Annotated in this window: 10 protein-coding genes; 6 read left to right on the top strand and 4 right to left on the bottom strand. The window is 47.2% G+C overall.

The window, feature by feature from the left end; translation table 11 throughout:
- Window positions 1–106: 106 nt before the first annotated feature.
- Window positions 107–856 carry an HpcH/HpaI aldolase family protein gene (locus tag R7P69_RS01010; protein WP_053307977.1) on the bottom strand — a complete coding sequence of 250 codons (750 nt, stop codon included), beginning with the start codon at window positions 854–856 and terminating at the stop codon, window positions 107–109.
- Window positions 857–1,145: 289 nt separating this feature from the next.
- Here R7P69_RS01010 and hisD point away from each other — a divergent pair, with 289 nt between their 5' ends.
- The 4 genes from hisD (at window position 1,146) to R7P69_RS01030 (ending at window position 4,983) form a co-directional block, all read left to right on the top strand.
- The gene (hisD, locus tag R7P69_RS01015) at window positions 1,146–2,438 is read left to right on the top strand and encodes a histidinol dehydrogenase (RefSeq protein ID WP_238952402.1); all 1,293 of its coding nucleotides are present in this window, start codon (window positions 1,146–1,148) and stop codon (window positions 2,436–2,438) included.
- 1 nt (window position 2,439) lies between these two features.
- Window positions 2,440–3,174, top strand: a complete 735-nt coding sequence (locus R7P69_RS01020; protein WP_047102420.1) for an SDR family NAD(P)-dependent oxidoreductase — start codon at window positions 2,440–2,442, stop codon at window positions 3,172–3,174.
- An 83-nt stretch (window positions 3,175–3,257) separates the two neighbouring features.
- On the top strand, window positions 3,258–4,262 hold the full coding sequence (locus R7P69_RS01025; protein WP_017634482.1) for a cupin: 1,005 nt from the start codon (window positions 3,258–3,260) through the stop codon (window positions 4,260–4,262).
- Window position 4,263: 1 nt separating this feature from the next.
- Complete coding sequence (locus R7P69_RS01030; RefSeq protein ID WP_053307976.1) at window positions 4,264–4,983, top strand: alpha/beta fold hydrolase; 720 nt, start codon at window positions 4,264–4,266, stop codon at window positions 4,981–4,983.
- 63 nt (window positions 4,984–5,046) lie between these two features.
- Here the strand turns inward: R7P69_RS01030 and R7P69_RS01035 are convergent, their stop codons facing one another.
- The 3 genes from R7P69_RS01035 to R7P69_RS01045 all read right to left on the bottom strand — a co-directional run bounded on the left by R7P69_RS01035 (window position 5,047) and on the right by R7P69_RS01045 (window position 8,723).
- Complete coding sequence (locus tag R7P69_RS01035) at window positions 5,047–6,132, bottom strand: porin (RefSeq protein WP_213965802.1); 1,086 nt, start codon at window positions 6,130–6,132, stop codon at window positions 5,047–5,049.
- Window positions 6,133–6,309: 177 nt separating this feature from the next.
- On the bottom strand, window positions 6,310–7,326 hold the full coding sequence (locus R7P69_RS01040) for a nuclear transport factor 2 family protein (RefSeq protein ID WP_005374772.1): 1,017 nt from the start codon (window positions 7,324–7,326) through the stop codon (window positions 6,310–6,312).
- Window positions 7,327–7,427: 101 nt separating this feature from the next.
- A complete protein-coding gene (locus tag R7P69_RS01045) occupies window positions 7,428–8,723 on the bottom strand; it encodes an MFS transporter (RefSeq protein ID WP_005374774.1) in 1,296 nt (431 codons plus the stop codon).
- A 339-nt stretch (window positions 8,724–9,062) separates the two neighbouring features.
- On the opposite strand from R7P69_RS01045, the gene R7P69_RS01050 reads away from it, so the two are divergent.
- On the top strand, window positions 9,063–10,604 hold the full coding sequence (locus R7P69_RS01050; RefSeq protein WP_213965780.1) for a sodium:solute symporter: 1,542 nt from the start codon (window positions 9,063–9,065) through the stop codon (window positions 10,602–10,604).
- An 11-nt stretch (window positions 10,605–10,615) separates the two neighbouring features.
- Window positions 10,616–11,986 carry an L-serine ammonia-lyase gene (locus tag R7P69_RS01055; protein ID WP_005383410.1) on the top strand — a complete coding sequence of 457 codons (1,371 nt, stop codon included), beginning with the start codon at window positions 10,616–10,618 and terminating at the stop codon, window positions 11,984–11,986.
- The last annotated feature ends 2 nt before the right edge of the window (window positions 11,987–11,988 follow it).

The raw sequence follows: 11,988 nt of genomic DNA on the forward strand, positions 1-11,988 counted from the left end.
TCCTTATTTAAGGCCATTGAACCTGCTCATACGTGCTGAGTGTATGGGCTAGGGGATTTCTGTGTCTAGAGCATTACATTGATAAGGCGTAAATATCAGAGAAAACTCAAGAATTCATCACATTTCTCTCTTGTTTGAAGCCATCAATGATCATTTTGTGTTCAGAGCCAACACAAAAGAAGCTAACGCCGAGTTCACGCCATTCCCGAGCTTGTTGAGCCGTCGCGACAAACATGCCAACAGGTTTATTGGCGGCTCTGGCCGCTTCGATTACTCGCATACTTGCTTGTGCGACTTTCTCATCATGAACGCTATCAGCACCATAAGCGACAGTGAGATCAACTTGGCCAATGAAGAGCGCATCAATTCCTTCAACATTGGCAATCGCTTCAACATTTTCAACCCCTTGAGGGTCTTCAATTTGTGCAATGACAATCGTATTCGCACGGCTGTCTTTTAAGTGTTCAACCATGGGCTTAGTGGCGTATTGCGCTGCTCGACTGGAACCAGCATACCCTCGGCCACCTTCTCCGTAATGGCAGATTTTCGCCAGTTGCGTCGCTTGCTCAGCAGTACAAACATGGGGAATTTGTACACCCGCCGCGCCACAGTCAAGCGCGTTCAAAATGGTTGAAGGGGCGCTGTCTTGTACTCGTACCACGCACGCGAGGTCATTCGCTCTGGCCGCCATGATGCACAGATCAAGCGAGGAGCGATCGAAAGGTGCGTGCTCTGCATCCAGTACCACAAAAGGCAACTCTGCCAGTGCCAATACTTCGATAATGTGAGGGTGAGGGGTTTTAACAAATGTACCTAATATCGTTTCTTGATTCAGACGTTGTTTAAAATTGCTCATGATTCTCTCCTTTGCAAAGGTATGCAAAAACTAACATGTAGAAATGTAAATGATGAGTAAAAATGATGTGATCTAAAACTCATTTTTGATTAAAAATTAAACTCAATTAAGGTCCTTATTACTTGCTTTTATTTGTTTAAACTAATAAATGCAAAGGCTTAAGGATTGTTTTTGTGGTTTGTTGACTTAACTTGTCAAATGTTAATTAAGTGTTTAATCTGATTTTGCATTCGTATCCAAAAGCATAAAAATAACCGTTCGTCAGCCTCAATGTTCAAGGAGAAACCCAATGGCACGCATTTTAAAAAACGGAATCACTGAAGAAGTATCAGCATCAAACGACGCAAAAGTGCGTCAGATTGTTGAAAACATTCTTGCTGATATTGAATCGAAAGGTGATAGCGCTGTACGTGAGTTGTCTGAAAAGTTTGATAACTGGTCGCCGGAGCAATTCCGCCTGTCAGAAGAGCAAATCAAAGCCTGTGTGGATGCGCTTGATGAATCGACTCGTCATGATATCGAGTTCGCTCAGCAACAAGTTCGAAACTTTGCTCAAATTCAACGTGACTCAATGAAAGACGTCGAAGTAGAAACCATGCCTGGTGTGGTACTGGGGCATAAAAATATTCCAGTAAACAGCGTGGGTTGTTACATCCCTGGTGGAAAATACCCATTGGTTGCATCCGCTCACATGAGTGTACTGACGGCGAAAGTCGCGGGCGTAAAACGTGTTATTGCTTGTGCGCCTCCGTTTAACGGCCAGCCGAATGTCGCGATTGTCGCTGCGATGGCAATGGCGGGTGCGGATGAAATCTACTGCTTCGGTGGTGTTCAGGCGGTAGGTGCAATGGCTCTTGGTACAGAGACTATTGCGCCAGTCGATATGATTGTAGGGCCGGGTAACGCATTTGTGGCAGAGGCAAAACGTCAGTTGTTTGGTCGCGTTGGTATCGATTTGTTTGCAGGGCCAACGGAAACCTTGGTCATTGCTGATGAGAAAGGCTGTGACCCGGAATTGGCAGCGGCAGACTTGCTTGGTCAGGCTGAGCATGGTTACAACTCTCCTGCTGTATTGTTGACCAATAGCGAAACATTTGCGCAAGAAACCATTAAAGAGATCGAACGTCAGTTAACCATTCTTCCAACGGCTGAAGTCGCGGGTAAAGCGTGGGCAGATTACGGACAAGTGATTGTGTGTGATAGCTACGAAGAAATGGTGGAAGTGGCAGACGATATCGCTTCTGAACACGTTCAAGTGATGACGGAAGATCCTAAATACTTCCTAGATAACATGACCAACTACGGTGCCTTGTTCCTAGGTCGTGAAACCAACGTTTCTTACGGCGACAAATGTATTGGTACTAACCATACACTGCCAACGAAGAAAGCGGCGCGATACACTGGTGGCCTTTGGGTAGGTAAATTTATCAAGACCTGTACTTACCAGCGTGTAACGGAAGCGGCGTCCCTCAAAGTCGGTGAGTATTGCTCTCGCTTGTGTGCACTCGAAGGTTTTGCTGGTCACAAAGAGCAAGCTGATATTCGTGTACGCCGTTACAAAGGCAAAGTGGAAGAGGCGTAATATGTCGAAACTTGCCTTAGTCACAGGCGGCAGTGGCGGACTGGGTGCCGCCATTTGTCGCAAGCTAGCTGAATCGGGATATCGCGTAATTCTAACTTACAACAGTAATCAGAAAGCGGCCGAGGATGTGCTTTCCTCGCTGCCACGTAACGAGCATCTAGCATTCAAATTGAACGTGGCAGATTCTAGTGCGATTGAACAGCTTAAACATCAAGTCAGTGAAATAAGCGACAAGCTGGATCTGTTGGTCAACTGTGCGGGGATGACGAAATTCGTCGCGCACTCTGATTTGCAAAGCTTAGATGACCAGCTGTTTGACCAAATTTTCCAAGTGAACGTCCGTGCGCCTTTTGCCATGGTTCGAGCGTTTGAGCCTTGGCTTAAGCAAGCCAATGGTTGTGTGGTTAACATTACTTCTATCGCGGCACAGACTGCGATGGGGAGCAACATTGCTTACTGTGCAAGTAAATCTGCCGCGGAGAACATGACCCGTTCTTTAGCTCGCGCTCTGTCTCCCGAGGTTCGAGTTCTGGCTGTTGCTCCAGGGCTTGTCGACACTGAGTTTGTCAAAGGCTTGGATGACGCATGGCGTAATCAACAAGAACAATCCACACCGCTTAAGCGTTTAGCCAATGACGAAGAAGTCGCTCAAGCCGTGTACGCCGCAGCAGAAGTTTTGACCTTCTCGACAGGCAATACCATCGCGGTTGATGGTGGGCGACCTTTAGGTCTGTAACACACTTTCGGTCTGTAACTAACTTTAGGCTTGTAACTAACAATTCAAAGGCTAGGTCCAAACAAGGACAACAAGGATTTACAATGACTCTACAATCTAAAATGAATAATAACCTGGTCCGCTACATGGAACTGATTCCGGGTACGAGTGCGTTTATTGATGCGCGCACGCCAGGCAGTGATCTCAAAGATAACTTTTGTATTATCGGTGCAGGGGTGGCAGAGAGCAGTCGTCAGCATGTTCATATTCGCGATACGGCGGGCTTTAATATTGGTGCTGCAGGCCAACCGCCGGGCATCAAAAATTCGTTACATTCTCATCGCACCGCTGAGCTTTTCTTGGTGTTCAAAGGTCAGTTCCGTTTTTATTGGGGGAACGATGGAGAGCATGAGGCGGTGTTGTCTCACGGTGACGTCATCTCGATTCCAACCAATCTCTTCCGTGGATTTGAAGTGGTTGGCCGCGATTACGGCTTTATGTTCTCGGTACTTGGCGGCGACGATTCAGGTGGCGGCGTTATTTGGCATCCAAACGTTATTAAAGACAGTCAAGGTTATGGTTTATACCTCAAAGCCGATGGCACACTCGTGGACACCATTAATGGCGACCCGGTGCCACAAGAATCAGAATTGATGCCGCTGCTTACCGAAGAAGAGCTCGCGACCTTCGATACCTACACCGCAGAAGAGATGATGCCATTTGTCGCTCTGCAAAAAGATTATCGTGAAATCAAAGGCGATTTCAGCGGAAGCAACGTGAAACAATACGCCTTAACGGGTCACCCTTTGGCGAGTTATGACTTCCAAGTAAAGAGTGAAGATGAAGTGAGCATCATGGCTTATGAGCTTTCTGAAGGTGGCTCGATTCCTCAACACTGCCGAGAAGAAAAACAAGTACTTATCAACTTTGATGGCGATACAGAGGTGGTCCTCACGCATCAAGGCGAACAAGCTAATGTTGTTTTAACACGCGGTGATGTGCTGAATGTTCCAGAAGGTGCGTCTTATTCACTGACGAACTTGCGTGGTAATAGTTTGACGTATTGCATTCTTGGGTCTGATCAACCAAAGCCGCTGGCAGGAGAATAAAATGACACAACCCACCTCGTTAGTTTGGCTACCCGGACTACTTTGTGATGGCACATTGTTTGAGGAAGTCAACCGAGCGTTGCCAAGTTGGGTTGAGCCTTCATGCCCGACGCTGGCCTCATTGCCGTCAATGGAACAGCTGGCGCAGAAAGTGTTGCAAGACGCACCGCAGGAGTTTGTCTTGGGTGGCTTATCAATGGGTGGGATTCTTGCCTTTGAGGTGTACCGTCAAGCGCCAAACAGAGTCAAAGGCTTGATCCTCATGGATACCAATGCAGCAGATGAAAAGCCAGAGGTGACACAAAAGCGTGATGCACTGGTTAGCCGTGCGCTAAGTGGTGAGTTTGAACGCATTACGCCTGACACTCTGATGCCTGTGCTGATTCATCCAAGCCGTTTGCAAGACAAAGCGTTAACTGAGCGTATAGAAGGCATGGCGGTCAATGTAGGTTTGGAGGCATTTGAAGCACATGCTAAAGCGTTAGCAACTCGCCCGGATGCTCGACCTTTATTGGCGGACATTCAAGTTCCTACGTTGGTGATAACAGGTAAAGAAGATAAGCTTTGTCCGCTAGACAATCATCTGCTCATGGAGCGATGCATCCCAAACGTCACGCTTCATGTTATCCCTGAGTGTGGGCATCTATCTACGCTTGAGCAGCCTTTAATTATTAGTGAAGTGATGACTACTTGGCTTCAAGATAACTTTGCTTTGTGTTGATAAGAACTTCATCACTCACCACCTTGAGGTTACTTGGGTATAGGTGGTGAGCGATGAGTATTATCAGAAGTAGTAGCGAATACCTGCCGCGAATTGATCATCACGGTTTTCGAATTTGCTGCCATCGTACTGATCTTTACCTAGGTCGAACTGGTATTCAGTCCAAACTAGGAATTTGTTCTTCTGGAAGTGGTATTCAAGACCAGGAATCAGCAAGTTACGCTCGTAACCTTGCGTCTCGTCACCACGATCTTCCATGTAGTTGTAGTTCAACGTTGGGCGCAGGCCGTTGTCGAAGTGGTAGTAAGTGTAGATTTCGCCACCTAGGGTATCGAACATTACGTCCGTACCGCCTTGGCTCACTGCTTCCCAGTTTTCGCCAACGTGGAAAGTCGCACCTGCGTAGAAGCCACCGTTGCTGTAGTTTGCGCCCAATAGCATGATGCGCATGTTGTCGCCGTTTTCTACGCCAACCACGCTTGCGTCTAGATCCGCAACTTCATTTTGATGGTAAGCCGCACCCAGTGTTACGCCATCAACGGGTTTGTAAGTGATCGAAGCACCCATGCCGTTTTTCAGTGAGGCTGTCGCATTGCTTGCTAGAGCAACACCTTCACGCGTGGTCTGGTAAGTAAAGCCGTAGCTCACTTTTTCATTAATTGAATTACGGTACGTAATTGAGTTTTCCGCACGACCAGCACCGGATGCGATACCCCAGTCAGCTAGGTTGTAAACACCTGAGCCACGAGTACCGAATACACGACCTAAATCGGTGTACCATGCTACGTCGTAGAAGGTAGACCACTGTTTAGTACCCGCAGCAATCTTGCCGTATTTTTCGTGATCAACACCTGCGTATAGCAAGCGGTCGTAAATGTTGTCGCCGTTCGCGCCAGAGTTGTAGCCCCATTCCGCGTGACCGAAACCAGTCCAGCCGTTATCCAGACCCATTTGGCCTTTCAAACCGAAACGTGAGCTGCCGCTGTTCCATTCGCCGTTGTCATCACCGCCACGGTCTTGGTAGCGAAGATCGAAACGGCCATCGATGGTTAGGCTGTCGCCAGCGTCATTAACAAAAGTGTGTGCAGCAAAGGCTGAGCTAGAAGTAAGCGCTGCTAAAATCACTGCAGAAAGGGTCGACTTTTTCATCATCAATCTCATTATTCAGGGCGCAGAAAGCCACCGTGCGTTCATGCCCGTTTTGAATAAGGGTTCTATCTTGAGGTTGTGCCCCATCCTTGAGGCACGAGTTGGGAGCATGTCGCCTGAACCGAGAGGGGATTCAGGCAACATAAAGGCGGGTTGACAATCCGCCCCTAGGACTTCTTATAGAGAAGGGTTTAGGATCTGTTGAGTACGCTCGAACACGTCTAGACCTTGCTGTTTTAGCCAGTAAGGAAGGTCGATCAGTACCCAGTTCTCAGATAGCTTGTCGCCGTCACGGTAGTAAACGTCAACCACTTGCATGTCTGCACGTACTTCACCACCTGTCATACCTAGGAAACCACCGATAGGCGTGTTAGATAGGTTTGGCCAGCCGAAGAAACAAGAGAAGTTACCTTCTGCGAAACGACATACGTGGCCGTTAAACTTCTTGTCTTTTAGGTTGTTACGGAACGGCAATTGGTGCTGCTGTTGGTAACGAGGGATTGTATAAGACGCACCGATACCACATGGACCGTACCAGATCATGTCTTTAGACCAGCTCTTCTCAAGAACTTCTGGTGGGCAACCCATAGCGCCGCTGTCGTTTAGTGCAGATAGGTCATCAACCATCTTGTTCACTAGTGCTAGTGTTGCTACGCCTTCTTCTGGTGCTGCGTCTTCGAACAGTAGACCATCGTGGTTACGAGGACCAGGGTATACGAAGTGCTTACCTGTTGATGGTGGCAGTGGGTAACAACCCGCTTGGTCCATTGCACCTAGAAGGTCTAGGAATAGGCCAGTCTTAGTGATCTTGCCGTTTTCAACACAGTTAAATTCTGCGTAACGGATGTTCATGATTTTGCCAGTTGGGCGCATGCCTAGGTATTCAGCGTCGAATAGACCCATGAAGTGACCCATGCTCATTACCCAGATTTCACCTGATGTTACTTCGTTCTCACCACCGATGAAGATGTCTTGACGACGCTGCATGCGAGTCATTGATTTCATCAAAGGAGCCCAGAAAACGTCAGCCGCTGCTTGAGCGCCTTGTTGCTCACGGAATGGGTAAACACCACGCCATAGGTAATCTTCTGAAGTGTGTGCTTTTAGTACTTCTGCCACGTTCTCGTGAGTTGCGTTTTCCATTGCGCTGAAGTATTCACGTACAACGCGTTTCGCTTCTTGATATTTAGACATAATAAACTCTCTTATTTGCTGTCGAGTCGGCTTTGGGAACAGGACTCGAAATTAAGTTTTTTCATCCGGCCGGGGAGCCAGCCGGAGTTTTTGAAATTCAGTTACGCTTTTGCTGCTTCGGCTTTTTTGCTCTTATCGAACACGCCGCCTTTTAGTGTCTCTGGCAGTGATAGCCATAGAAGACCAGCAAGGATCCATACGATTGGTGAACCCCACATTGCGGTTTGTAGGTCGGTACGTTCTTGGATGAAGATAAGTACCATTGGTGCCCACATACCGAGGATACGACCGCCGTGGAATAGCGCCGCGCCGTAGCTACGTAGGTGTGCTGGGAACAGTTCTGAGAAGTAACCACCCCATACCGCTGAAGAAGACAGACCGAAGTTGTAAATCAGACCAAGTAGAGCCAGCATGTTTAGGCCGCCAATCACCATGTCGCCAGGTGCAACAAAGAAGATTGAAACCATGATGCCCGCTAGGATGAAGCCAAATGCGTTCACCTTACGACCGAATTTGTCAGCTACCCAACCCCAGAACCACGCACCAAACAGTGAACCAAATGCTGAGATAGAGAAGATGAGACCGATGGTTGCACCGTCGAACATACGTACATCACGTAGGTAAGTGGTTACGAAGCCACCAAAGAATTGGAAACCGTAGAAATTAAGGCCAGCCAGTAATAGACACGTTAGAGTGATCTTACGGTAAGGCTTGCTTAGCATTTCGCCCCAAGAGCCTTTTTTCGCTGGTGCATCTGATTCTTCTGCTTTTGCTTGCTCTTCTTCACCGTAAGCGATCACTTTGCTGTCGCTAGGTAGTACAAAGATCATGACAACAGCGGCTGCCAATGGTGGGATACCACCAACAAGCATTAGGCTTTCCCATGGTGCATCAATGCTTGCAATAAATGCTGCATACGCACCCATTACCATCAGTGCTACAGAGAACATAGAAGACGCGAATGCCGTCAACTTACCACGTACCGTTGGCGTAAATAGGCCGATCATTAGGCTTACTGCCACGGTGAAGTAACCACCCAGTGACAAACCAATGATGAAACGCATTGCTGCCCATGTTGTGTAGTCGGTGAACATCATATTGATGATCGTTGCGCCACCGTTTAGGGCTGTGATGGTAATAAGAGTGGATTTCTTACCAAATTTTGTTGCGAACCAAGCACAGCTCAATGCACCGATAAGTGCACCAACCGACTGCCATGTATAGAACTGGGCAGTGTCTGACAGGCTAATACCATCATACGCTTCAACGATGTATGGGCGTACGTAGTCAATAATTACAAAGTTATAACAATAGAAAAAGTAACCAACCAGTATCGCTAGATAGGCAGCTACCCTTTGAATCATAGGAACTTCGCTCATGTGTCTTTTGGCATTCATGACCGATAAACCTCTATTTCACTTAGGATTTGTTGCTATTCAAACTTAAAGAACACGATCTTATTGGGATCATCTTCGATTTCGTGTCGTGGTGAATCATAGTTTTTTTAAGGTCATTAGATCCGTGATCAATATCAATTTTAAAATGAATGCGTACCCAATCGGTGATTTTTAGTGATGGGAGTCTCATTAAATCGGTCTTTTTGGCATTTTTGAATATATAACCGTCTATATTGGTGATTATAGTCACAGTTATGGCGGGATTATCGTTTAGATATGCTTTTTTAAAGTAATATCCAAGCACAAATAATTAGCACCCAGAATTATGGAAACCCTGAAATGGTTACGTACTCAAGTTTTGTGGTGATTGCGTTATACGTGTTAATCACCATATTAATCAGCTATTTAGTGAATAAGCGCTACAGCAATGGTGGCGACTTTTCTACGGGTGGAAAGCAATTTGGCTGGTTTACGGCGGGTGTTTCGATACTTGCGACTTACATTAGTGCGATGACGTTTGTAGGGATGCCTGGTTGGGTTTATAGCTCTGGCATGGAAGCGATGAGTATTCACCTTAACTATCCCATCGTTATCTTTTTCACCGTCATTTTCTTTGTGCCTGTCTTCTATAAGCTGGGCTTGACTTCGATTTATGAATACCTTGAGCACCGCTTTGGGGTGTATGCAAGAACCATCAACTCGATTGTGTTCATTGTGGTTCAATGTATCTCTGCGGGTGTGATTTTGTATGCCGTGGCGCTGATCTTAGTGCAAGTTCTGCCTATCAGTATTTCTGAAGCCATTATCTACATTAGTATTTTCACCGCTTGCTATACTTATGCGGGCGGAATTTCCACGGTTATCTGGACCGATATGTTGCAATCTGCAGTATTGGTTGCGGGCAGCATCGCTATCTTTGCCATTCTAATGACAGAGATTAATGCGGCAGATTACCTTTCTCGTGATCACCTGAATATCATCAACTTAGATTTTGATTTGGGCGTAGATACCACACTCTGGGCTGGCGTGGTTGCCGTGAGCTTTTTGCATTTGAGTGTGTACGGCACCAACCAATTGATCATCCAACGCACGTTAGCGACGAGATGTGAAAAGACGGCGCAGAAGTCGATGCTGTTGTGTGGTTACGGTGCATTTTTTGTGTACTTATTCTTCGCGGTACTCGGTGTTCTTTTGAGTGTTTTCTATCAAGATCAATCGTTTGAAAACAGCAACGAAGTGATTTTGGATTTCGTCTTCAACCACACTAACCCAATCGTCGTTGGTTTGATCATTTCCGCATTGGCGGCGGCCGCAATGTCGACGCTGGACTCGACCTACAACTCGATGGCGACCGTCGCGACGTTTGATATCTACAAGCGTTTCGTTCGCAAGAGTGCCGATGATGAGCACTACGAAAAAGTCGCAAGAAAGATGAGTTTGCTTGCAGCGGCTATGGTGGTAGTGCCAGCTCTACTGGCGGTATCGAATGAATCGGTACTCAAAACCATCGCTAGCTTGACTTCCATCTTTGTTGGTATCCGTTTGGGTTCATTCGTGCTTGGCTTATTCTGGGCAAAAGCCAATGAGAAAGGCGTGATCGTTGGCAGTATCATGAGTGTGATTGCGGTGTTTACTGCGATGTATCTCGACGTGGCTTGGCCGTGGTTCGCGCCAATTGGTACGTTCGTCTTCCTTTTGTTTGGTGTGTTAGTAAGCCGTCGTTGGGGCGCTGTGACTGCCGAGCAACAAACCTTTATCAATAATCAAAAACATCTTTTTGCAAAGCCAACCGCAAGCCATTACGGGCTGTTGGTGTTCGCTGTGGCGACCATCGCTGCTTGTATGGTTCTCCCTGATTGGCTTTATGCTGCATTGTCGTAATAGGTAAGTTTATGCTGTCCATCTTTGATATTTACAAGATTGGTGTGGGCCCTTCTAGCTCTCACACCAATGGTCCAATGATCGCGGGTTACCACTTCACTCGTTTGATTGAATCGAACTTGGCAAAAGTGGTTCGTATTCAAGTCGATTTATACGGCTCACTCTCGTTAACGGGGATTGGTCACCATACTGACCGTGCAACGATTTTGGGTCTGTTGGGTAACAAACCAGATACCATCAAAATTGCTTCTGCGAACAAAGCGATGCGCAAGGCGATTGAAGAGGGCATGATGTCTGTCGATGGCCGTCATGAAATCGAATTCAACTACAAAACGGACATGTTGTTCCATGAAGAGAACCTTCCTCTGCATGAGAATGGCATGACGATTACTGCGCTCGATGCGCACGGCAATCAGGTTGGGTTTGAAACTTACTACTCTATCGGTGGTGGTTTCATCGCAACGGCGGATGAACTGCAAAATGGCAGTGCGACTGCTCCCGTAGAAGTTGAGTTCCCATTCTCCAGTGCAGACGAAATGTTGGCACAGGCAGAGAAGAATGGCATGAGCCTTGGCGGCATGATTCTGAAAAACGAACAAGCGTTTCAGGATATGGAAGCCATCAATCAACGTGCAGAACAGATCTGGCGTGTGATGACGCGTTGCATGGAGCGCGGTTTCGAGACAGAAGGTATCTTGGATGGCGGCTTGAACGTGACCCGCCGTGCGCCTAACTTGCTGAAGAAGCTTGAAGCAAATGCAGCAATCGAAAACGATCCGATGGAAATCATGGATTGGATTAACCTGTTTGCTTTTGCTGTGAGTGAAGAAAACGCGGCTGGTGGACAAGTCGTAACGTCGCCAACTAATGGTGCGGCGGGTGTGATTCCAGCGGTATTGATGTACTACCATCGCTTCATCAAAGAGCTCGATACTAAACAGCTTAAAGACTTCCTTGCTGTATCCGGTGCGATTGGCATTTTGTACAAAACCAATGCGTCTATCTCGGGTGCCGAAGTGGGTTGTCAGGGCGAAGTTGGCGTGTCTTCTTCCATGGCGGCAGCTGGCTTGACGGCGCTGCGTGGTGGTAGCAATGAGCAAATTTGTATTGCGGCCGAGATTGCCATGGAGCACTCACTAGGCATGACTTGTGACCCAATTGGGGGCTTAGTGCAAGTTCCGTGTATTGAGCGTAATGCAATGGGCGCAATGAAAGCGATCAATGCTTCTCGTATGGCATTAAAGCGTAACAGTAAATGTTTGATCTCGTTGGATAAGGTGATTGAAACCATGTATCAAACGGGCAAAGACATGAACAAGAAATACCGCGAGACGTCACTGGGTGGATTGGCTTTGATCCACCTAGCGCCGCCTTGCGAATAATG

The organism is Vibrio sp. 661 (genome assembly GCF_033339315.1).
Taxonomy (GTDB): Bacteria; Pseudomonadota; Gammaproteobacteria; order Enterobacterales; family Vibrionaceae; genus Vibrio; species Vibrio alginolyticus.

Excerpts from the sequence above, each read along its gene's own strand:
- R7P69_RS01010 (WP_053307977.1), bottom strand. The coding sequence starts at position 856 with ATGAGCAATTTTAAACAACGTCTGAATCAAGAAACGATATTAGGTACA.
- hisD (WP_238952402.1), top strand. The coding sequence starts at position 1,146 with ATGGCACGCATTTTAAAAAACGGAATCACTGAAGAAGTATCAGCATCA.
- R7P69_RS01020 (WP_047102420.1), top strand. The coding sequence starts at position 2,440 with ATGTCGAAACTTGCCTTAGTCACAGGCGGCAGTGGCGGACTGGGTGCC.
- R7P69_RS01025 (WP_017634482.1), top strand. The coding sequence starts at position 3,258 with ATGACTCTACAATCTAAAATGAATAATAACCTGGTCCGCTACATGGAA.
- R7P69_RS01030 (WP_053307976.1), top strand. The coding sequence starts at position 4,264 with ATGACACAACCCACCTCGTTAGTTTGGCTACCCGGACTACTTTGTGAT.
- R7P69_RS01035 (WP_213965802.1), bottom strand. The coding sequence starts at position 6,132 with ATGAAAAAGTCGACCCTTTCTGCAGTGATTTTAGCAGCGCTTACTTCT.
- R7P69_RS01040 (WP_005374772.1), bottom strand. The coding sequence starts at position 7,326 with ATGTCTAAATATCAAGAAGCGAAACGCGTTGTACGTGAATACTTCAGC.
- R7P69_RS01045 (WP_005374774.1), bottom strand. The coding sequence starts at position 8,723 with ATGAATGCCAAAAGACACATGAGCGAAGTTCCTATGATTCAAAGGGTA.
- R7P69_RS01050 (WP_213965780.1), top strand. The coding sequence starts at position 9,063 with ATGGTTACGTACTCAAGTTTTGTGGTGATTGCGTTATACGTGTTAATC.
- R7P69_RS01055 (WP_005383410.1), top strand. The coding sequence starts at position 10,616 with ATGCTGTCCATCTTTGATATTTACAAGATTGGTGTGGGCCCTTCTAGC.